Origin of the sequence: Balneola sp., from assembly GCA_002694685.1 — a bacterium.
Lineage (GTDB): Bacteria > Bacteroidota > Rhodothermia > Balneolales > Balneolaceae > Gracilimonas.
This window is the reverse complement of sequence record NZMW01000004.1, coordinates 472,911-496,657: the sequence shown is the minus strand read 5'-3', so window position 1 is coordinate 496,657 and position 23,747 is coordinate 472,911. Positions and strand designations below refer to the sequence as shown.

The window sequence follows — 23,747 nt, the reverse complement described above, 5'->3', positions numbered from 1 at the left end:
CTGAATTAAGAAACTGGCTCCGATGCTCTGCGTCGGAGCCTTTTTTATGAAGTTTACTTCACCACCAAATTCACTATTCTACCCGGCACAAAGATTTCTTTCACTAAATTACCTTCTTCGAGATATTTAGCTACGTTTTCCTCTTCTTTAGCTAAGCCCAACACATAGTCTTTGTCTTTGGCTTTATCGGCGTCCACTTCAATATCTGCACGCACTTTTCCATTTATCTGTACGGGGTAAGTGATGGAATCTGCTTTCAGATATTCTTCATTGAATTGAGGCCAGTCTTCGTAGGCAAGCGTATCTTCATTACCCAGCATTCGCCACAGTTCTTCCGTGATATGGGGCGCAAAAGGATTCAAAATCTGAACAAATTCTTTTGCTACTGACAACGGGACTTCATCCCAGCCATTCGCTTCGTTCACAAAAATCATGAGGGCGGAAATACCCGTATTGAATCGAAGGTTTTCAATGTCTTCACTCACTTTTTTAATGGCTTCATGCAAAGGCTTCAGGTGCTTTTTCTCAGCTTCGATGTCCTTCACCTTATCGGAAATCTCGCCTGAATCTTCGTCAACTAATAATCGCCATACGCGGTTCAGGAATCGGTTTACCCCTTCCACACCTTTGGTACTCCAGGGTTTGACCTGCTCCAGTGGGCCCATAAACATTTCATACAACCGAAGAGAATCAGCTCCATATTGCGCAATGATATTATCCGGGTTGATCACATTGCCACGGCTTTTAGACATTTTATGAGCTCGGGCTTCTAACTTTGTATCCGTTCCTTTTAAAACAAAATCATCGCCTTTCTTCTCTACCTTGCTATCATCTACTTTTTTTCCATCGGGACCGGTGAACTCCATTTCACCGAGTATCATCCCCTGATTTACCAGTTTCTGAAATGGTTCTTTTGTAGATACTACTCCAATATCATGCAGCACTTTATGCCAGAATCGGGCATAGAGTAAATGAAGTACGGCGTGTTCTGCTCCTCCGACATACAGATCGACCGGCATCCAATAATTTTCGTAATCCGGATCTACGGGACCTCCGTCAAATTCAGGACTAATGTATCTGAGATAATACCAGCATGAGCCCGCCCACTGAGGCATGGTGTTGGTTTCCCGAATGGCTGTTTTGCCGGTTTTAGGATCGGTAGTTTCAATCCATTCCTTGGCATTTGCTAGTGGGGGTTCTCCATCTCCTGTTGGCTGATATTTGTCAACTTCAGGAAGGGTAACAGGCAGTTCTGATTCCGGCAGTGCTTTATGTTCGCCATCCACATGAATGATTGGGAAAGGCTCTCCCCAATAGCGCTGGCGTGAAAACAACCAGTCACGAAGTTTGTAATTCACAGATTTTGTACCTGCTCCTTTTCCTTCCAGCCAAAGAATAATTTTTTTCTTGGCATCCTCAATATTCAATCCATTCAAGAATTCACTATTGATCGCTGGTCCTTCACCAGTGTAGGCTTTTCCATCAAAATCTTCAGGAGGCTCAACAGTACGAACGATTTCAAGATCAAATTTTTCAGCAAATTCCCAGTCACGTTCATCCTGCCCGGGAACAGCCATAATGGCTCCGGTTCCATAGCTTGCCAACACGTAGTCAGCAATCCAAATCGGAATCTCTTTCCCATTGGCTGGATTGATAGCATAGGCCCCGGTAAAAGCGCCGGTTTTATCTTTGCTGAGTTCCTGTCGCTCCAGATCAGATTTCTTAGCTGCTTCTTCCTGATAATCAGCAATGGCCTGCTTTTGTTCTTCAGTAGTTATTTTCTTGACCAGATTATGCTCAGGAGCCAATACCATATATGTAGCCCCAAAGATAGTGTCAGGGCGAGTTGTAAATACTTTTATTCTCTCTTCATGACCGGCAATCTTGAAATCAACTTCAGCTCCAATTGATTTCCCAATCCAGTTACGCTGCATTTCCTTGAGCGATTCCGGCCAGTCCAGATCTTCTAAATCCTGCAATAGTTCTTCAGCATACTCCGTGATCTTCAACACCCACTGCCGCATCGGTTTGCGGACAACGGGATAACCACCGACTTCGCTTTTCCCGTCAATTACTTCCTCATTGGCAAGTACGGTTCCCAACTCTGGACACCAGTTTACGGCTACTTCATCTTCGTAAGCCAATCCCTTTTTATAGAGCTGAAGGAAAATCCACTGCGTCCATTTGTAGTAATCCGGATCGGTGGTATTCACTTCACGATCCCAATCATAACTAAAGCCGATAGCCTGTAGTTGCTCCCGAAATTTATTGACGTTTTTCTCTGTGGTGATGCGCGGGTGCGTGCCGGTTTTAACCGCATACTGTTCCGCAGGCAATCCAAATGCATCCCAGCCAATCGGGTGCAACACATTAAAGCCTTTCATACGCTTGTAACGGGCAATAATATCCGTAGCCGTATAACCTTCGGGGTGACCAACATGCAGCCCCGCTCCACTTGGATATGGGAACATATCCAGCACATAATACTTAGGCTTCGACTTGTCGGTAGGTGTTTCAAAGGTCTTATTCTCGAGCCAGTACTTTTGCCATTTGGTCTCGATGTTTTCCGGTTTGTAGGAGTGCATTTAAGCGTTTTTGAATTTCAAAATTTTAGGAGCCTGAAAGATAAGACAATCCTACCTAACCTTTGAAATGGATTTTGTGGATAATTGCAGGTTGTAAATGATATAACCATGGATATCCTATAATCCAATAAATCATGGTTCAACAACTGATACAATTCTTACACACGGTATTTGAACTTGATTGGTAGGATTAAATGATTACCTCAATTTCTTTTCTTTGAAAAAAATCATTTTACACCCATCCATAGCAGTTCTGCTATATTTTTCTTTATATAGATCAGTCAATTTTCAAGCTATCATTTATCTATGCAGAATTTAATTCTATTCTCAGTCGCCGCCGTTCTGGCATTCACTCCTCAAAAAGAGCTATCAGCTCAGGTATCGTCTTCAGTGGAAGACTTAATTACCATCTATCGTGAAGATGCCGGAGCTCTTTCAAGAAAGTATGCCGTTGAACATTCAGAGCAGTATATATCCCGCTTTTCTGATTTATATAGTGATTGGCTGAACCGCTTAGGTGAAATCAATTTTCGCGAATTGGATCGATCTTCTCAAGTTGACTACCTCCTTTTAAAAAACGACCTCGAACGTTCTCAGTATTTCCTTCAGGCAGATCAAAAGAGATTTAATGAACTCAAAAAATATATCCCTGCCCCCCAATCCGTTATGGATTTCATTACCCAAAGAAGATCCGGCGTTTCTATGGAAGGCAAACAAGTAGCGAACTGGTTCAATGCGTGGAATACTGAAACCGAAGCTCTACATGCCGCTTTGAAAAACACCACCGTCTTCTCAAAAAAAGATGCGGGCTTTCTAGCCAATATCATTGAAGAACGAAGAGAAGCCATCGAAGAGGCTTATGAATTCTATTATGGCTACGATCCTGACTTTACCTGGTGGGTAGAAGAACCTTTCAATGCCTTAGAAACATCACTCGAAGAATATGAAGAGGCTGTTCAGAATCACTTTGATCAGGAGAAAGAGCAGACCGATGAAAGCGGAATCGTGGGAAGCCCGATTGGGGAAGAAGAAATTATCAGACGATTAGGTTTTGAGATGATTTCCTACAATCCTCAGCAACTGATTGATATCGCCAATGAGCAATATGCCTGGACGTACAATGAAATGCTTAAAGCATCTCGCGAAATTGGGTATGGCGATGACTGGAAGGCAGCTTTGGAGCACGTCAAAAAAACGTATGTGCCGGCCGGAGAGCAACCGCCTCTTGTTAAGGATCTTGCCGAGGAAGCCGTTACTTTTTTGGAAGAAAGAGACCTGTTAACCATCCCTCCTGTTGCAAAAGAAAGCTGGAGAATGGTGATGTTAAGTCCGGAATGGCAGAAAATAGCCCCCTTCTTTTTAGGCGGTGAAGTTGTGCGTATTGCTTACCCTACAAATACTATGACTCATGATGAAAAAATGATGAGTATGCGTGGCAATAACCCTCACTTTTCGAAAGCCGTTGTTCATCATGAATTGATTCCCGGACACCACCTGCAACAGTTTATGAACCGCCGATACGAAACCCATCGCCAAAATTTTCGCACCCCTTTCTGGACCGAAGGCTGGGCTTTGTATTGGGAATTTGTTCTTTGGGAAAAAGATTTCCCCAATAATCCGGAAGACAAAATTGGCATGTTGTACTGGAGAATGCACCGGGCTGCCCGAATTGTTTTTTCTCTGAACTATCATTTAGGAAATTGGTCCCCACAGGAATGTATTGACTACCTCGTGGATAAAGTCGGCCATGAATATGCCAATGCGGAGGCTGAAGTCCGCCGATCTTTTGAAGGTAACTACGGACCGCTGTATCAAATCGCCTATATGGTTGGTGCCATGCAGTTTTATTCTTTGCGACTGGAATTGGTAGAATCAGGAGAAATGAGTGAAAAAGAATTCCATGATTTTATCCTGCAAAATGGAAGTATTCCTGTTGCCATGGTGAAAGCATTAATGACGGATCAGGGACTCACTAACGACTTCAAATCGAACTGGAAGTTTGGGGATTATATTGAGGGGATGTAAAAACCAATCATGGCAATCCAAAAATCCTTCTAATCAAGGTTCCACTTTTTTTTTGAACCTTGATTTATGGGATGGGTAAGATTTACTTGACTAGCTCTTTGATAACATCCACCCCATCCGGCTTCCAGAAAATAGGCGGGCGTTGAGCTTTTGAAAGCTCCTCGATTTCTGAAACGTCACTATCTTCTCCAGTTATATAAACCGACTGTAGTTTCTTACCAAAAGAAGCCTTTAACTCTTTGACTTTATCCTCTCCTCCCTTCACCCAGTTCACCGTAAAATCAATCTCAGGTAGTTCTTCAGATTCTTGTATTAAAAAGTCTTCAAGCCAAAGTTGATTTCTCTGAACTGCCTCGTTATAAGCATATTGGTATTTTATATCGGGAGCCGGTTTTTGATGCTGAGGGTTTTCTTTCCAGAATTCCTGGATTGCATGGCCCAACTCCTCTTTAACCTCTTTCAAACCAAATTTAGATACTACTACTGCCACTGATCGGCAGCCTTTGCCACAGTATCTCAGCATGGCTTCAACCAGCTTTGCTTTTATTTCTTCATTCCATTCATCCAGATAAGCAATGGAAAATTTAGCTGTGCGGATGATGTATTCAGCATTCTCTTTAGCTGCTTTTAGAGCCCGAACTTTTTCTTTTACCTCAGAGACCGATTCTTCAGATCCGGCAAAAATGACTTTATCAGCTTTCAGGTTTGCAAATTCTTCCAGATCTGTTGAATAGTGAATCTTTTGCTCAGGCAAGATATTTTCCATTTCATCCAGAAACGATGCTAATAAGTATGGGTCTTTTCGGGAAAGCTTTCCATAATATTCAGCGCCGGAGAGGATGGTTCCTAACGCGGTTTGAAATCCAACCAAGGGCAAATTTCCGGCATGAAGGCAGAGTACTTTTTGTCCTTTCGCATTTTGCTCATCACTCAACTCTGACCGATTCACCCATTCCCGTATATCTCCATTTGCGATATTTTCTCTCAGAACAGATAACTGGAATTCAATATCGTGCTGACTGAACAATCCATCATCAACAGTTTGCTGTACGGCTTTCCAGAGAACCTGATTCTCCTGACTCAGCCATTCCTCTACAGCCTTCTGTATTTTGGAAATATGTTTGTTCAGATTTACTTCTGTCATTGCTAATTATCAAACCGCATCAGATGCTGAATCAAGTTCAGCATGACAACGAGTTTTAGAAATTTCATTTTTGCTATATAAAACATCAGCTCAATCCTGATCGATTAAGAAATTACAGCCGCGAAGATTTTCAGGATTCCATCTTCCAAGCACCTGGAATTTTCCATCTTCTCTTTGAATTCCCTTGTCGCCTGTGAGTATAAATGAACAGGAATAAAGGTTGGCTAAATCCATCACGCCTATCAAGCCTTCTTCTCCAACCTCTACCTCTTCCATTGGATTTTTGGGATTTCTGATACTCACCTTCATCCACGGCACACATTTAAACCATTGCCCTTCCTGACTGTAAGCCTGACTCAGCAATTCCGCCATTCCGTACTCAGAATGAACCCGTGTTTTTGGAAGACCAAATCCTTCAGCTAATTTCTGATGCAGAGCTTCTTTAGTAATTTCTCTGCGATGTGTTTTCATCCCTCCCGTTTCCAAAATTATAGAATCTTCGGGTAGCTGAATTTCCTGTCGTGCTAAGATATCCAGCAGGCCAAAAGCTGCGCCAAAAAGCATGAGTTTTTTTCCAGACTTTTGAACCAAATCTAACTCTTGTTTATCCAAATGTTGATCAAGTTTTAGAAACCGACTCATACCGGAATTTTCTCGTTCAATCAAAGTATTCAACATCCAGATTAATGAGGAATTTGGGTTTTCAATATACCCGGGTGTGTAAGCCCAAATCACGTATTCATCCAGATCATAAAACTGGTTCATACCCTTGATGATTGACTGCCGATATAGCTCTGGATCTGAAACGATGTGTGTGCTTCGGCTCATCCCTGAGGTCCCGCTGCTTTGAAATTTTAAATTCTGGATTTTGGATTTTGAATTAGCAGTGGCAGTTATCACCTCAGCATCTTTAAAGGCTTGGATCGGTAGTAACGGGATTTTTGAGATAGAACTTACTTCACCCATCTCTAAAGCATTACAGAAACGTTTATAAACGGGATTATTGGATCGTTGAAACTCAAAGACATGAAGTGCTTTTTCCTCAAAAGAATGACTTTCGTTAAAGATTTCTTCCGACCTGATCATACCTACTGAATTGAAATTCGGAATAACTCTTTCTCCGTAAGAAGGTAGACAAAGTTGTCGGTGACCTTTAGGTCTCTGGCCATCACTTCTGAATCTAATTGGATTTTCTTTATCTGCTTTGAAGAATTTTCGACTTCTACATACCCGGAATATGCTTTCCATGTTACCTGTGAACGAGCGTAAAAAGCTTGTACACCTTCAGCTAAATAGAACCCTTGGTAACTTCCGTTCAAAGCTAAACGATGAATAGTGGCGGACTTCTTATCTAAGATCAATATTTCTCTTGAAGTCACATTCATTTCATCTACCGATTCTATCTCAGACGGAATCTTAAATTCATCCAATAGATTAGAATCCAGGTCAAACCTGCGAATATAGTTTTCGGATTCATCTACAAAAAAGACTTCTCCTAGTCCATTGACTGAAACCTGAGTTGGATTATATCTGCGGGTATTTCCAAAGGTGTCTTTGCCGGCTATGCTGCTCAAATACTGCCCGCGTTTATCAAAAACCTGTACTCTTCGATTATTGTAATCCGTCACAAATACCTTTAACCCATTGGTAGCATCTACATCAATGGGCTTGCTGAACTGGTAATTTCCGGAACCTTTGCCACCGATGGTCTCAAGTAACTTTCCGGTATGATCAAGCTTTAGTAATCGATTCTTCCCTTGTTCAACTACATAAATCTCATTCTGGGTCACATACAAAGATGTGGCGTTTTCAAGGCCCGAGTAAATCTCCTGTAAGGACTGCGCTTGCAAGGAATAGCTTTGCAGAAAAAGAATTGCAGTAAAGACTGTAAGAGTGATAAAACAGTTAATTCCGACGCAGAACGGTCGGAACGAGTGGAAGTCGAGTAGAAGCTGAGGACCCTTTAATGGAAATGCTTTAGACCAACGAACACTTTTTCGTAGAGAATAACATTCAATGTTCAGTGTTCGTGGTTCAATATTCAATATTCTAATGTTTGAGGCCTTTTGCCCCAATATCGCTTCGGTAGTAGGCTTTGTCAAAGGTTATTTTTTTGACTTCAGCGTAGGTGTTATCAATGGCTGTTTGAAGATCTTTTCCTGAGCCAACTACGTTCAGTACTCGTCCACCGTTCGTTAGTATCTGCTCCTCTTCTGCTCTGGTTCCTGCGTGAAAGATCATTGCTCCTTTAACATCATCTAAACCGGTGATGACTTTTCCTTTTTCATAGGATTCAGGATATCCACCGGAAGCTAATACCACACAGCACTTCACTTCTTCATCAAACTCAATCGGGACTTCTTCAAGGGAAGCTTGTGTACAAGCAACAATGACCCGCAGCATATCGCCTTTAAGTCTCGGAAGAATTACCTGACATTCGGGATCACCAAATCGACAGTTATATTCTACCACTTTGGGACCGTCTTCGGTGATCATCAATCCACAATATAAAATTCCAGCATACGGATTGTCTTCCGCCTTCATCCCCGAGATGGTAGGTTCAATAATTTCTTTTTCTACACGATCAAGAATATCATCTGTCACAATAGGCGCCGGCGAATAAGCTCCCATTCCACCGGTGTTGAGTCCAGTATCGCCTTCACCGATTCTCTTATGATCTTGGGCATTTCCAATTATTCTATAGGAATCACCATCTGAAATTGCAAAAACGGACGCTTCCTCTCCTACCATAAATTCTTCAATGACAAGACGGCTGGCAGCCTCTTTCAGTGAATTACTGGTCTTGAGTTCTTCCAGAACTTCCATAGCCTCAGCTTCTGATTCCGGAATAAAAACCCCTTTACCGCCCGCAAGTCCATCCGCTTTTAATACTACCGGATACTTATTCTGTTTTTTGATATAGGCAGCTGCTTCATCAAAATCATCTTGATCAAAAACTTTGTATGCAGCGGTGGGAATGTTGTGACGCTCCATGAATTCTTTAGCGAATTCCTTACTCCCTTCCAGCATAGCTGCCTGGAGCTTGGGTCCAAAAACGGGGTGATCCTTCGTTTCCAGAAAGTTGACTATTCCGTCAACTAAAGGTTGCTCGGGCCCAACAACGGTGAGGTTGATATCATTAGCTTCTATGAACTCCCAAACCTGATCAAAGTCTGATGCAGATAACTGTACATTATCTCCAATGGAAGCTGTGCCGGGATTTCCGGGAGCGATAAATAGTTTATTTAGCTGGGCAGATTGAGAAATGGACCACGCAAGCGCATGCTCTCGTCCGCCACTTCCCAGTAACAATACATTGTATTTCATGGCTTAGGCCAGTTCTTCAGCAATTGTGATGATTTCAGAAAAGCTGTCAGCATCTAAACTTGCACCACCAATTAGTCCGCCATCTACATCAGGCTGACTTAGGAGCTCATGAGCGTTAGCAGGTTTCATACTCCCGCCATACAGAATGTTAACTTGATCGGCTGCATCCTGACTATATAGTTCAGCAATAATCTTACGGATATGCTCATGCATTTCCTGTGCCTGTTCCGGAGAAGCTGTTTCGCCTGTTCCGATGGCCCAAATTGGCTCATACGCTATCACAACATCCAACAAGTCTTCTTCAGAAATATTGAAAAGAGCAGCAGTTACCTGATTTTTAACCAACTCATAATGTTTATCTGATTTACGCTGATCAAGGCTTTCCCCTACACAAACGATAGGAGCCAATTTATGCTCTAGTGCTTTATGGGTTCTCTTGTTTACCGTGGTATCGGTCTCGCCAAAATACTGTCGGCGTTCAGAGTGACCAATAATTACATAGTTACAGCCACTTTCAGCGATCATACTTCCACTAATTTCTCCTGTGAAAGCGCCATTTTCTTCAAAGTGAAGGTTCTGAGCACCCACCTGAATGTCGGTATCGTGCAGATAGTTAACGGCCATCCCAATGGAGACAAAGGGAGGACAAACCAGGACATCAACATTTTCGTTGACTTCAGCTTTTTTAGCCTTCAGTCCTTCGAGTAGTTCAGCCGCATCATATGGGCCACAATTCATTTTCCAATTACCGGCTATTAAAAATCTTCGCATAATGAGTGAGTTTTTAGCTTGGTGAGTTATTGTCTTTAAAGGCTTGATTGAGTCCCTGAATTACTTCTTCGAATTCTCCACGCTCATACTTTCGAATCAGAGTTCCGTTTTTATCTATCAGAAAACGGGTGGGAATCTGAACTACATTAAATTTTTGAATGATATTCTGTACATCAAAAGATCCTAATTTTGCCACTGACCATACTTTACGCCGTGCTTCAAAAAATCCTTCTACGGTAAATTCGCTTTGGTCTAGAGGAATAGTGAAGATTTTTAATCCGTAGTTCTTGTAAATCTCGTGAATAACCATGGTCCGGTCATAGTCATTTTGATACTCAGAATTAGCTAATGGTGAGATTTCAAGTATAAACACTTCACCTTTTAGCGACTCATTGGAAATGGTGTCACCTTCCATGGTAATAAAGGAAAAGTCGGGAGCTGTTACTCCGGGCGCCAGATAATTCAGGTCGTAGCGAATTCTACGTGCCCATTTTTTTGAGGAAGGTGAAGAATAATCGGCTTCATAGTTTTCTAAAAGTCCCTTCGCTTCCTTAACCCGAGAGCTATCAAAATACATCATGATTTTATCACGCTTCACGACTTCAGACGCTATCTCGCTATTGCTAATTCTGGCTAAGGAATCTAAATACTTAGAAGTAGCATCAAAACCTTTTGTTTCGGCGATATATGGCTTAGCCAAATTCAAGGCAACCGAAATCATGTATTCTGCAGGAAGGGCTTCGTCAATACGTTTAAGCATCTCATCCTTATTCCATTGATTTAACAGATCCGCCGATTTCTCAGCAGCAAGGTAAGAAGCAATAGTACCTTCGTGATTATTATAAACTTCCCAGTACAAATCTGTCCACTTCTTCACTTCATCCAATATTTGGGAATCCGCAAGAGCTCCACTGCGCGCAAAAGCACTGACTCTGTTGAAACCTCTATCAACCCGGGCCAGTGTTTTCATCGCATCATGCTCGTTAGAACTTAGCGTAAGTGTTTCGTTTAAGTTCGGAAGTTCTCCACTGATGAAAAGACTATCATTGTCAGCAAGAATTACCCCAATGTTTCCTAAATCAATATCATTACGACTTATAAAAAGCGCATAGTATTTATTCTCTGGAAATTGAACCGTGCCTTCAAACTTACCGGACTTATCCGTGACTTCATTGAAAAGAGTGTCTAAGATGGCATTTGAAGAATCGCGAGTTACAATAGTGAACCCGACACCGGAATAATCTCCGTCTTCATCAAGGGAATCAGCAACTGTAAAAGAACCGCTCACCACAGTTTCGAGGGGTTCTGGTTCGTTAGAACAAGCTACTGTCATTAAACAAGCAGCAGTTAAAAGTAGAATGTATTGTTTCATTATGAACCTAAAGACTGTTTTTTCAGTCGTTTAATTTTTTAGAAATTAAATCTTTCACCAACTTTGGATTTGCTTTGCCTTTTGAGGCTTTCATAGCCTGACCAACGAAGAATACAATCAATTGTTTCTTACCGTCTTTATACCGTGAAACCTCATCGGGATTATTCGCAATAATTTCATCTACAATCGGCTCAAGGAAACCGGAATCTGAAACCTGAATCAGGTTCATTTCTTTGGCAAGCTCTTCCGGCTCTTTATCTTCATTCAGCATCGCATTGAAAATTTCCTGCATAGCTGAAGAATTAATTTTATCACCTTCTTTGAGTTTAACCAACTCAGAAACTCTTTTTGCAGAGATACTAAACTCACGAATATCGATGCTTTTTTCATTCAGTACTCTAAGTACTTCACTCAACACAATGTTGGATGCAGACTTCGGGTTTCCGAGATATTCAACTACTTCCTCATAGTAATCAGCGAGATAACGGCTGTCTGTAATGGTGACCGCATCATCTTCACTCATTCCATAATCTTCGATAAATCGGGTTCTACGCACATCTGCCAACTCAGGAAGCTCTTCCTTTATTTCAGCGAGCATCTCATCAGTCACAATAATAGGAGGTAGATCAGGCTCAGGGAAGTACCGATAATCATGAGCCTCTTCTTTGGAACGCATTGCACGGGTCTGCTCTTTGGAAGTATCCCACAAACGGGTTTGCTGAACAACTTCCCCGCCCTCTTCAATCAGCTCAATCTGACGATAAATTTCATAATGAATGGCTCGCTCAACATTACGGAACGAGTTCATGTTTTTGAGCTCCGTTCGGGTACCTAATTTTTCTTGTCCACGTGGACGTACCGATACGTTGGCATCACAACGCAAACTTCCCTCTTCCATATTTCCGTCACAGATTTCCAGATACTGAACAATCTGCTTGATCTTGGAAAGGTAGGCATAAGCTTCCTGTGGAGTGCGTAAATCAGGTTCCGATACTATTTCAATCAATGGAGTTCCGGCACGGTTTAAGTCAACCAGTGTATTATAGGGATCCTGATCGTGAATGGACTTCCCGGCATCTTCTTCCATATGGATGCGGGTCAACCCAATTCGCTTATCATATTCTTCCAGGCTGATATCCACAAAACCATCAAAGCAGATCGGTGTATCGAATTGAGAAATCTGGTAGCCTTTAGGGAGATCAGGATAGAAATAATTCTTGCGGGCAAAAATAGATTTTTTAGCTACATCACAACCGGTGGCTAGTCCCATCTTAATGATGTAACGAACCAGGTTTTCGTTCACAACCGGAAGCGTTCCGGGGTGACCTAAGCAAAGCGGGGTAACCTGTGTATTTGGAGATCCGCCATACTCGATTGTAACCGGTGCAAAAGCCTTGCTTTGCGTTAATAACTGGGCGTGGACTTCGAGGCCAATCACCGCCTCGTACTTCTCGTGGGCAATAGTGCTCATTAAAAATTTTGTCTATCAGGATTTTTCAGAGCTTGAAAGATATTAAAGTTGACGGTTAGTTTTGAAAGTTTATTCTAAAATGGATTAACCTCTCCCCTTTAAATTTTAGATGCATATTTAGCTGAGTTCCATTACATTAAATGAAGTTAAGACTATTACTTATGAAGAAGTTGCTACTAATCTTTTCACTATGCTTTTTGTGAACATCATTCCCCCTCGCCCAAACCACGATTCTAGAGCAGTATTTCCATGAGCTTAAAGGAATGGAAGATTCGAGTGGGGTTACACATTTATTTTTTAAAAAAAATATTTCAGAACCATCTGAATGTGCATCTGATCCTGATTCTGAGTTGATAACTAAAAGTTTTATCCATTATTCTAATAAGGTCTTTAATGAATCATTTATCGGACTTGAAGGAACAGTTGCGGTATGTGAACGGGTCAACGACAAAATTCTTGATTACATATTCATAAACTCAAACCCGGATAGCATTATCTATTTGGGATATGGTTTTGGAATGGGTAGCAGTTATTATTCTTTATCTGATCAAGATTATAATAAGGTAGACCTATACTCACATTCAGGTTATGTGGAAAATAATTATAGCTACCAAAAAATTATATTCGATCAAATCAATCAATCCGTAGTTGTAAGATTGATACATGAACTATATCCAGACTTGAATTCATCTATTTTTGTCTCTCTCTCGGACTCAGCATGGGAAGATCGAGATGGGCGTATTACTTCAAACACAATCAATAATTCTAAAATCCTTCCTTTTATTATCTATGATGTTAATTCTTACACAGGATCTTATATAGCCCATCGTAATGACTCTCTATTCATTACTTCAGGCAATTCAGATGAAGATTCTTTAGTTGGTGTAAATTTTAGCACTTCTCAATCTTGGACCTTTCAATTTAATAATGAAATCCCATCAGCTTTTTTGGGCTTAAGTTTCAACGATTCCTCAAACGTTGACCAACTTTTATTGAAATTGCATGAAACTGACGATGAGATTTTAATAGATACCCTTTGGTCAGGAAATTATATGAATTTTAGCTTAGACCCTTTTTCACCAAATAGAATATTCTTATCCACACTTGATACCATTTTGATAAGCCAAAATTTTGGAGATTCTTTTTCAGAGTTTATAACTACTGAACATGAAATTACCGGTCTCTACAAAAAACCTGAATCTGATCTGCTTTATGTTCTTACCCGAAAAGAGCTCTTAGAGGTAAATACAGAATCTAAAGAGACTACTTCTTTGAAACGTCTTTCGCCCCTCAATCGGCCTCAACCTATTTACCCTACGCCGACAGCACTTCATCAGAACTACCCTAATCCCTTCAACCCAACTACCACAATCTCCTACCAGTTAAACGAAACTAGCTTGGTACAACTGGAAGTATTTGATACCACCGGAAGAGAAGTAGCAGTTTTGGTGAATGGGGAACGGAAATCAGCTGGAAGTTACCAAGCTACATTTGATGCTGGAAACTTAGCTTCCGGGGTTTATTTCTATCGTTTAGAGACGGCGGGACAAGTTATGACCAAAAAGATGTTGCTGTTGAAATGATCAGCAACTAATCCCATAAAATCGACACTCATACTGTAGTTTAGATTTATTCTAACACTAAATTTACCAGCAATTTTGGTTTTAATTGTCAAATGTGGTGATTTCTGATTAAGTAAAACCTTATTTGATTTGCTTAACTGCCGGGCTTAGATTATCTCAATCTTAAAGTAGCGATTAGTATTTGTTTAAACATTTTACAGGGTCGTGAAATGGTAAAATTGATTCTTACAGAAATTCAGTTAGGATTAGATGAAGCTTCAAGTTTTGATTTTAGAGGATGACCTAATCACATCAAGGGATCTAACAGAGGTGTTAACTCAGAATGGAATGGAAGTTTTGGGAGTTGCACAAAGTGCAGAAAAGGCACGTTCACTCTTCCTTTCCCAAAAGCCGGATGTAATTTTAGTTGACATAAAACTAAAAGGTGAGGAAGATGGAATTTCATTTGTAAAAGACTTCAACTCTCACCACATCCCGGTTGTATACCTTTCGGCCAACTCAGATGCCGAAACACTCAAAAAGGCTTACGCGACCACCCCATCTTCTTTTTTGACTAAACCTTTTGACGAGAAAGATTTGATTATTGCCATTGAACTAGCCTTTAATAAACACCTTGCACAGACTTACCAAGAAAAAAAGTCTGTTCCTTCCTCGTCTGGCGGTTTCATTTTTTTAAAAACCGGGAATAAATTTGAAAAAATTGAACTGGAAAAGATCCTGTATCTGGAAGCTGATGGTAGTTATACCAAGGTATACACAAAGGAAAAATTTCATCTTTCAGCAAAAAACCTAAGCTATTTTTCAGAACACCTGGGAGAAGATAAATTTATTCGGGTACATCGTTCCTATGCAGTAAATCTGAATTGCATTTCAAAAATTGATTCGAAGCATGTCTTTATCGATTCTAAAGCCATTCCGATTGGCAGGGCCTATAAAGAAAATTTAAATGATCTAAGCGACTATTTTATATAGTCAGCATAACCGATAAATCAAACTATTTTGGGGAATATTCGGGCTCTTTTTTTTCTGATACTTATACCTTGTGTTGCTGTTGGTCAGTCCAGTAGTCAGGAAGTCATTACCATATCAGATCCGGGCAAACTAATAAATATTGGCCGTGATGTGTCCTTTCTTATCGACTCAAGTGCATCACTACCAATCTCTGAGATTTTAAAATCAGAAAATCAGAAAAAATTCAAACCCCATGATAAACAAGTATTCACACTTCCATCAAATGATTATGCTATCTGGTTTAAGTTTACTATCCAGAACGAAACTACAGAACCAATTTGGATAGAGGCTGGTGCAAATGCCAGTTATCAACTTGATTTCTTTCGGCCGGACAGCGCCGGAAATCATGTCGACTCTGTTCTAACGGGGTCTATGCGGCCAAAAACAACTAAAGAGTTTCCTGTTAACTTTTACTGGCTCAGGCTTGCTGATGAACAAACCAGTAAAGCTCAAACCTACTACCTTCGCTTTGCTTCCGGGTTAAGCGTAGAGCTGCCATTCTATGCAGGCACATTAGCTGCCCTTGTTAAGAAAAAAGAAAAACATGATTTTTTGACAGCCGGTTACATAGGTTTAATGATCATCATGATCTTGTATAATCTTTTCCTTGGCCTGGCCACACAAGATCGCATTTATGTTTACTACATTGCCTACCTGATTACGATGACAATCACGATTACTTTTTCCAATCATTATCCTTTTTCGAACAACCCGTTTTGGTTAGAAAACTACTTTTTGTGGGGAAGTATCTTCCATTTCTTTGCCAGCCTGTTTTCCACAAAATACCTGGATTTGCAAAATCAGGCACCTTACTTAAATATTTCAGTGTGGGTGATCACAGTATTTTTGAGTTTTGTAATCCCCATTTTGACATTGCTTGGAGTGCCTTCCCATGTAATAGCTGTTCCTTACTATCAAATTGGGGTTGTTTCGCTATATCTGTCGCTGCTTTGGTCCGGAATCTATTTGCTTTTCAAAGGGCATAAAAATGCCCGCTTTTATGTGCTGGGCTGGACGTTTGCTAACCTAAGTTTCCTCTTATTCTTCATGACTCTGGATGGCTGGCTTCCCTACAATATTGTAACCCGAAATGCGATTTATTTTGGTACCGCGATTGAAGTATTTATGTTTTCTCTCGCCCTTGCCGACCGGTTCAATACCCTGAAAAGAGAGAAAGAAGAAATACAGGCTGAAAAACTTTCGATTATCCAAAACCAAAATAGAGTACTGGAAAAAAAGGTGTCGGAGCGTACCGCCGAAATTCATCATCGGGTGAAAAACACCCTTCAAATCATTTCCAGCATTTTAAACATGCATCATAGGAGAATTGAAGATAATGCCGCTCAGGAGGTATTGGTTCAAACCAGAAACCGGGTTAAATCAATTGGTTTGATTCACGAACATTTGTACAAACAGGAGTATTTATCCAAAATAGATTTGGAGGACTATGTAAAAGAATTGATCGATATACTGCTGCAAACTCTTCATAAAGGGAAAGAAGTGCACACCATCATGGAAGTGCCCTCTCTGAAAATGGATATTGAAAAAATCATTCCTATCGGGTTAATACTCAACGAGCTTGTAACCAACTGTATCAAGTATGCTTTTCTCGGCAACCAAAATCCGCAAATGAAACTCAATATTGAAAAGCGTAAGAACCAGCTCATTTTGTTGTTAAGTGATAACGGAACCGGCGCCATAGAAGAATCTTCTGGTGAAGGATTTGGGCAAACAATCATTCGAACTCTGCTGGGCGAATCGGGCAGCATGGACACAAAAAAAGATGAAGCCGGCTATCACGTAACAGTAACTATATCTCTCCTGCCTCAATTTTAGGGTATCAAAGTGTTGTTCACGAATATTAGAACCATGTTCATGCCCTGAACCTGGTCGTTTGCAAAAATCAGGCTTTTCAAGCCTCCTTCTTCTCTAAAACAAACATATAATACGCCTATCAATCTTACTGTTTAAAGAAGGTTTACCAAGAAGTAAAGCAATTATTGATAATCTATTAGGAATACCTGCCAAAAATATTGCAAGGTTCGTTTTATAACGCTCTTAGTATATCAACATAATTGGCAACCGAAAAGGGTTTGGGTTTTCGGGGTACAATCTTTTTGGGACTTTCTAAATTTCCAATTCATCCTGATTATTTGGGTTATTGATAGACAGGCGTTGGGATCACAATCTGGTTAGACGGATATAAATGTCATCTTAAGACAGCCTTCATTTTCTATAGTGGAGCTCGTGCTTGCTACTTACTAACACTTCTCTTCAAGATGCATTTGGCATTCTTTTTTCAAGTTACATAATACCTATACCATGTCTGCATATAAAACATTTGCTACTATCATTATCACCCAACTTTTACTGCTGTTTGGAACCAACCTAAAAGCACAAAACGCTTTTGTTACTACCTGGAAGACTGATAATCCTGGAAATACCAGTAACACACAGATCTTTATTAACACCAATGGCCAGTTTTATAATTACGATATCTACTGGGAGGAAGTTGGTAATAGCAGTAATAAAGATTCACTTTCATCACTTACAGGAGATGTGACCATAACGTTTCCCTCAGCTGGTACATATAGCGTAGAAATAACGGGTGCCTTTCCGAACATCGATTATTTTTCCAATACAAATCCTGAGAAACTCATAACCATTGAACAATGGGGTGATTATTCATGGAGCTCATTAGAATATGCGTTCAGGGATGCCAAAAACCTAACCATTAATGCTACTGATGCCCCTGATTTATCTGGGGTTCAGTCACTAGCGTCAATGTTTTATGGGGCTGAATCTATGAATGCTGATATTAGTAATTGGGATGTATCAACTATTACCAATATGTCGCAAATGTTCTATGGAGCCAAATCCTTTAACCAGGATATTTCTGGGTGGGATGTCTCTTCCGTAACCAACATGAGATATATGTTTACAGATGCAATTGCTTTTAATCAAGATATAAGTAGCTGGGATGTCTCTTCAGTCACCTTTATGAGCTATATGTTTCAGAATGCAGATTCATTTAATCAGGATATCAGTTCCTGGGATGTTTCAAGTGTCTCTGACTTCATTGGGATGTTTAAGGATAATGATTCATTCAATATGAATTTAAATAGCTGGATTGTTTCATCTGCTAATAGCATGAGTCAAATGTTTGAGAATGCCGGTGCATTTAATGGCAATATTAGTAGTTGGGATGTCAGTAACGTTATAAATATGAGTAAAATGTTTTATGGAGCTCATACTTTCAACCAAGACATAAGTAGCTGGAATGTTTCTTCAGTAAAAAGCATGAGCTATATGTTTAGTAATGCCAGTAACTATAATCAAGACATTAGTAGTTGGGATGTATCCTCCGTAGCCAACATGGCAAACATGTTCGCAGATGCCACTATTTTTAATCAAGATATAGGAGCCTGGAATGTCTCTTCGGTTACGGATATGACTAGATTGTTTTATTCTGCTGATACTTTTAATCAAGATATTAGCAGTTGGGATGTATCTTCTGTAACTAATATGAGTTACACATTTCATGGGGCCGGTGTCTTTAACCAGAACATTGGAGGTTGGGATGTCTCTTCGGTTACGGATATGACTGCAATGTTTTATTTTGCAGATGCCTTTAATCAAGATATTAGCAGCTGGAATGTGTCAGAGGTAACAAGCATGGCTTTGATGTTCAGGGGGGCCGATGTTTTTGATCAAAATTTAGGAAATTGGGATGTCTCTTCTGTAAATGATATGTATTTGATGCTTGAAAACATGGGTATGTCTCAGGCAAATTATGATTCAACATTAATAGGTTGGAATAGCTTACCCTCTCTTCAAAGTAATGTCTCCCTTGGATCAGCTTCCGGTGGTACCGGAAGCTCCGGTGTTTGGTACTGTGAAAGTGAATCCGCAAGGCAGTCTTTAATTGACAACTACAACTGGACCATTTCCGGAGATAAAAAGGTTTGTCCTGAACCTTTCATCACAACATGGGAGATTCCTGCTTCTAATCTTTATCTGGAAATGGAAACTGATGAAAACTTCGATTATGAATTTACCATCGACTGGGGGGATGGCACGGTAGAAAAGTATCAAACTGTTTCCGGTGTGAACCCTATTATTAGCAACACTTATTCTTCAGCTGGTACATATACTGTGAAAATTTCAGGGATCTTTCCTAAACATGTACTACTCAATTCCCAATCGGCTCAGCTCAAGTCAATTGAGCAATGGGGTGGGGTTCCCTGGGAGAGTTTCGAAAAAGCATTCCAAGGAGCTGAAAACATGGTTTATAATGCTACGGATGCTCCTAACTTAACATTGGTTACAAGTCTTGATAATATGTTTAGAGGGGCAACACTTTTTGACGGTGATTTAAGCAACTGGAATGTGTCAACCATCACAAATATGTCTGGGATGTTCCATAGTGCAGAATCTTTTAACGGAGATATTACAACTTGGAATATGAGTAATTTAGAATTCGCTAGCTCTATGTTTTCTGGTGCTTCCTCTTTCAACCAAGACATAAGTAGCTGGAATGTTTCTTCAGTAAAAAGCATGAGTGGAATGTTCGCCGGAGCTTCATTATTTAACCAGGATATCGGTTCTTGGGATGTTTCAAATGTTACCAACATGTCTTCAATGTTTCAGAATGCTGACTCATTCAACCAGGATATCAGTAGTTGGGATGTATCTTCCGTTACAAAGTTCTGGTACATGTTCGCTAATAATGATGCTTTTAACCAGAACATAGGAAGCTGGAATGTAGCCAGTGCGGAGGATATGGACCATATGTTCTACAGCACCTCAGCTTTCAATCAGGATATTAGTTCCTGGAATATTTCTTCCGTCACGGATATGAGTTATATGTTTCAGAAAGCTCAGGTTTTTAATCAAGACATCAGCAGCTGGGATGTATCGTCAGTAACTAATATGAAAGGCATGTTCCGGGAATCCGAGGCTTTTAATCAGGATATCAGTAGCTGGAATGTATCAGTTGTGACAAATATGTCTGAGATGTTTTGGGGCACGGTCGCTTTTAACCAGGATATCAGCAGCTGGAACGTTTCCTCTGTAACCAATATGGATTACATGTTTGCTTACAATGACATATTCAATCAAAGCCTGAATGGTTGGAATATTGGCCCTGCAAGTATGGTGGGGATGTTTAGAGATAATACAGCCTTTAACAGTCCCATCGATCAATGGGATATGAGTAATGTCACCGATATAAAATGGATGTTTCTAAATGCGACTGCATTTAATCAGGATATACCAAACTGGACACTTAATACCATTACCACTCTAAATTCTATGTTTAACGGAGCAACGAGTTTCAACGGCGATATCAGTAACTGGTCGTTTCCGAATGTAACCTCCATGAATTCACTATTTAAAGGAGCTGATCTGTTCAATGTAGACATCAGCGCATGGGATGTTTCCGGAGTAACAAATATGTTTGAGATGTTCTTTGGCGCAGGGGCTTTCAATCAGAATATCGGTAGCTGGGATGTTTCTTCAGTCGAAAATTTTAACACCATGTTTGCCGGCGCCGCTTCATTTAATCAAGACCTAAGCAGTTGGAATGTAAGTTCTGCTCAAACCATGGCTAACATGTTTGATCAGGCGGAATCTTTCAACCAGAATTTGGGAAGCTGGGATGTTTCGAATGTAACGGTATTCGGATATTTCATTTCTGAATCCAACATTTCAACAGCAAATTATGATTCTTTGCTCATTGGTTGGTCCGCATTAGACTTACAGGATAATATAGATTTCAGGGCAACCGGGATTCAACATACATTGGCCGGATATGACGAAAAAGTTGATATCATCAATAATGACGACTGGGATTTTTATGATGGAAGACTGATCAGTTATGAACCTCAGCTATCCAATAAAATAGACACCATAACAGTCGATGAAGACTCTCCTCAATTTGTAGCTGTTCAACTGGATACAATCTTTTCCGATTATAATGTTGATCAGGTTGTTCCTTCAGATGCTTCGTTTACTCCTGATGAATTAACTTACACGGCAGGAACGGTTGAAGATACTCTAAGCACCAGTATTCAGACGAATTCAAATGATGAGACTGAGCTAAAAATAACTGTTTTCACTAATTACTTTGGAAACTTTCTTATTCCTGTTACAGCTACAGATACTTCAGGAGCATCTGTTACAGATACTCTTTTCCTTAAGGTGAATAATATTAATGATGATATCATACTCCTTGGTGATATAAATCCTGAACATGTGATTGAAGATTCGGCATTTTCTTTCCCTCTGGATACCACCAATTTTTACGACCCGGATGGAGAACCGTTTACATATACAGCAACAGAACAAGGGAAAACGGATTTGCCCGAATGGCTAAATTTTGACCCACAAACAAACACCTTCAGTGGCATAGCCCGGCAAGAGCAGGTAGATATCTATCAGTTTGAAATTGAAGTAACCGCCTCTGACGGTGAATACAGTGCTACAAGTTCATTTAAACTATATGTGAACAACGTCAATGATTCGGTGGAAGTGGTAAGCCCAATTCCTGACACCACAGCCATAGAAGATGATTTATTTACCCTGGGTATCAGCTCGGTATTCTTTGATGAAGATGACAAAAATCTCATCTACGAAGTTCATAAAAAAGGCATCAGTAGCTTACCCCAGTGGCTGTCGTTTGATGATGAAAATTTAACACTTTCCGGGACCCCCGAAAACCTTCACGTTGGTACCGTAACCATTGTTGCTGAAGCCAGCGATGGCCAATATACAGCCACTGATGAATTTATCATTACTGTTATAAACACTAATGATGACGTAACAGCCACATCAGAAACGTTCTATATCACAGCAGAAGAAGACGTTGAGAAAAATGTAGAATTTCCGATATCGCTCTTTTCTGATTCAGATGGTGACTCTCTCTCCTACGAAATGAGTACGAAAGCGGGAGAAAGTTTACCGGAATGGCTTACTTTCGATGCTGATTCACTAACCTTATCCGGAACCCCAAGCCAAAGTGATGTGGCAACCTACGAATTGGTATTAACGGCATCTGATGGCAATGGAAGCTCGGCATCCATCAATGTGATACTTGAAGTTTCATATACTATTGACTTCCCGGTCAGTACATTTCGATTACCTGAAACCGAATCGCTGCAGGAAGACTTTCCTTCTTTCGAGTATGCAGACCTTGATACTCTTTTTACTGATGAAGATATAGCTATAGATGACAGCCTTACCTATGATGTACGCCGTACGGGAATAGCCCTGACAGACACTTTAAAGGGAAGTACACTCTATTTATACCCTACCCCCGACTCAAGCGGTTCAACAACATTGTATCTCACAGCGAGAGATAAAGATGGATACGCTGCAACAGACACCGTTGAAATTATTGTCGAAGCGGTAAATGATCTTCCTATACCAAACTTTGGAGTCTCAGATAAAGAACTTTCAGCCAGTGGTTTACAGGTGCAATTTTCTGACTCTTCATCCGACCATAAAGATCCATTTGGAGGCATAAGTGAGTGGTACTGGGATTTTGGTAATGATTCCGTTTCAACAGAAAGGGAACCCTCCTTATTATTTACTGAAGAAGGAACGTATAATGTACTTCTTAAAGTCACAGACAATGAAGGCGGAACAGATTCATTAATTAAACAGATCGAAATTGAATTTATAGCTTCTGAAACAATTTCTGTGGATAAAGGGGCCGTAGGATACATTTTGGAATCATTAGGTATATACCTCTATATAATTAATGATAATTCCGGAAGTGTATTTGATTTAACATTTAGCAAAAAGTTTATAGATGAAGATCAGCAACTTCCGGATAGCATATCCACGTTGATGGGGGATTTTTATTGGTCAGCAGAGGTGCAATCCGCATCCGATGATCCTCTTAACTTTGAATATAGTATAACATTCGACCTGGAAGGATTTGAGTTAGATACCGTGAATTATTCGGATCTAACCGTGCTTAAAAGAGCAAATGAAGATTCATCATGGATAAGCATTGAAGATCTGGGGGCAAATATTCGCATTGATTCCGTAGAAAACACATTCTTAGTTACGGGTTTAACATCGTTTTCAGATTTTGTATTTGCAGTTAAAGAAAAATACATAGGCACTGCCAATGAGTTACTTGCCGGTATTCCAAAAGAATTTGAACTCAGTCAAAACTACCCCAACCCCTTCAATCCAACAACAACCATTCGTTTTGGCTTAAAAGAAGCTGTAGATGTTCGTTTGGAAGTATTCAACCTGCTTGGGCAAAAGGTAGCTACTTTAGCAAATGAAAAAATGAAAGCCGGCTACCATAAGGTAAATTTCGATGCCTCTCACCTTTCAAGTGGTATGTATATCTATAGAATTGTTACCGGAGACTATGTTCAAACCCGGAAAATGATTCTTGTGAAATGATAGGCTTTATTTATAGGTTGATTTAGTAATAGTT

At 40.3% G+C, this 23,747-nt stretch carries 13 protein-coding genes; 5 read left to right on the top strand and 8 right to left on the bottom strand.

Annotated features, from left to right (window positions below):
* Positions 1-53: 53 nt before the first annotated feature.
* Positions 54-2,585 carry a leucine--tRNA ligase gene (locus CL667_07670; protein MAL17574.1) on the bottom strand — a complete coding sequence of 844 codons (2,532 nt, stop codon included), beginning with the start codon at positions 2,583-2,585 and terminating at the stop codon, positions 54-56.
* Positions 2,586-2,891: 306 nt separating this feature from the next.
* Between CL667_07670 and CL667_07665 the strand changes: the two genes are divergently transcribed.
* Positions 2,892-4,610 (top strand): DUF885 domain-containing protein, encoded by a 1,719-nt coding sequence (locus CL667_07665; GenBank protein MAL17573.1) that lies wholly within the window; start codon positions 2,892-2,894, stop codon positions 4,608-4,610.
* Positions 4,611-4,692: 82 nt separating this feature from the next.
* Here the strand turns inward: CL667_07665 and CL667_07660 are convergent, their stop codons facing one another.
* The 7 genes from CL667_07660 to CL667_07630 form a co-directional block, all read right to left on the bottom strand.
* Positions 4,693-5,754, bottom strand: coding sequence for a hypothetical protein (locus CL667_07660; GenBank protein MAL17572.1), 1,062 nt, complete (start codon positions 5,752-5,754; stop codon positions 4,693-4,695).
* Positions 5,755-5,844: 90 nt separating this feature from the next.
* Positions 5,845-6,840, bottom strand: a complete 996-nt coding sequence (locus CL667_07655; protein MAL17571.1) for a hypothetical protein — start codon at positions 6,838-6,840, stop codon at positions 5,845-5,847.
* 2 nt (positions 6,841-6,842) lie between these two features.
* A complete protein-coding gene (locus tag CL667_07650) occupies positions 6,843-7,604 on the bottom strand; it encodes a hypothetical protein (GenBank protein ID MAL17570.1) in 762 nt (253 codons plus the stop codon).
* 199 nt (positions 7,605-7,803) lie between these two features.
* The gene (locus CL667_07645; protein MAL17569.1) at positions 7,804-9,081 is read right to left on the bottom strand and encodes a phosphoribosylamine--glycine ligase; all 1,278 of its coding nucleotides are present in this window, start codon (positions 9,079-9,081) and stop codon (positions 7,804-7,806) included.
* A 3-nt stretch (positions 9,082-9,084) separates the two neighbouring features.
* Positions 9,085-9,852 (bottom strand): triose-phosphate isomerase, encoded by a 768-nt coding sequence (locus CL667_07640; protein MAL17568.1) that lies wholly within the window; start codon positions 9,850-9,852, stop codon positions 9,085-9,087.
* Between the two features lie 13 nt (positions 9,853-9,865).
* Positions 9,866-11,185 carry a hypothetical protein gene (locus CL667_07635; protein MAL17567.1) on the bottom strand — a complete coding sequence of 440 codons (1,320 nt, stop codon included), beginning with the start codon at positions 11,183-11,185 and terminating at the stop codon, positions 9,866-9,868.
* Between the two features lie 61 nt (positions 11,186-11,246).
* A complete protein-coding gene (locus tag CL667_07630) occupies positions 11,247-12,686 on the bottom strand; it encodes an Asp-tRNA(Asn)/Glu-tRNA(Gln) amidotransferase GatCAB subunit B (GenBank protein ID MAL17566.1) in 1,440 nt (479 codons plus the stop codon).
* A gap of 1,061 nt (positions 12,687-13,747) precedes the next feature.
* Here CL667_07630 and CL667_07625 point away from each other — a divergent pair.
* From CL667_07625 to CL667_07610, 4 genes are all read left to right on the top strand, one after another.
* Complete coding sequence (locus CL667_07625) at positions 13,748-14,278, top strand: hypothetical protein (protein MAL17565.1); 531 nt, start codon at positions 13,748-13,750, stop codon at positions 14,276-14,278.
* A gap of 249 nt (positions 14,279-14,527) precedes the next feature.
* Positions 14,528-15,250 carry a hypothetical protein gene (locus tag CL667_07620; protein MAL17564.1) on the top strand — a complete coding sequence of 241 codons (723 nt, stop codon included), beginning with the start codon at positions 14,528-14,530 and terminating at the stop codon, positions 15,248-15,250.
* Between the two features lie 27 nt (positions 15,251-15,277).
* Entirely contained in the window at positions 15,278-17,125 is a 1,848-nt protein-coding gene (locus CL667_07615) for a hypothetical protein (GenBank protein MAL17563.1), read from the top strand.
* Positions 17,126-17,611: 486 nt separating this feature from the next.
* Positions 17,612-23,713, top strand: a complete 6,102-nt coding sequence (locus CL667_07610; protein ID MAL17562.1) for a hypothetical protein — start codon at positions 17,612-17,614, stop codon at positions 23,711-23,713.
* Positions 23,714-23,747 lie beyond the last annotated feature (34 nt).

Coding starts and splice junctions, on each gene's coding strand:
- CL667_07655 (MAL17571.1), bottom strand. CDS start 6,840: ATGATCAGGTCGGAAGAAATCTTTAACGAAAGTCATTCTTTTGAGGAA.
- CL667_07665 (MAL17573.1), top strand. CDS start 2,892: ATGCAGAATTTAATTCTATTCTCAGTCGCCGCCGTTCTGGCATTCACT.
- CL667_07620 (MAL17564.1), top strand. CDS start 14,528: ATGAAGCTTCAAGTTTTGATTTTAGAGGATGACCTAATCACATCAAGG.
- CL667_07645 (MAL17569.1), bottom strand. CDS start 9,081: ATGAAATACAATGTATTGTTACTGGGAAGTGGCGGACGAGAGCATGCG.
- CL667_07660 (MAL17572.1), bottom strand. CDS start 5,754: ATGACAGAAGTAAATCTGAACAAACATATTTCCAAAATACAGAAGGCT.
- CL667_07625 (MAL17565.1), top strand. CDS start 13,748: ATGAATTTTAGCTTAGACCCTTTTTCACCAAATAGAATATTCTTATCC.
- CL667_07635 (MAL17567.1), bottom strand. CDS start 11,185: ATGACAGTAGCTTGTTCTAACGAACCAGAACCCCTCGAAACTGTGGTG.
- CL667_07610 (MAL17562.1), top strand. CDS start 17,612: ATGTCTGCATATAAAACATTTGCTACTATCATTATCACCCAACTTTTA.
- CL667_07670 (MAL17574.1), bottom strand. CDS start 2,585: ATGCACTCCTACAAACCGGAAAACATCGAGACCAAATGGCAAAAGTAC.
- CL667_07640 (MAL17568.1), bottom strand. CDS start 9,852: ATGCGAAGATTTTTAATAGCCGGTAATTGGAAAATGAATTGTGGCCCA.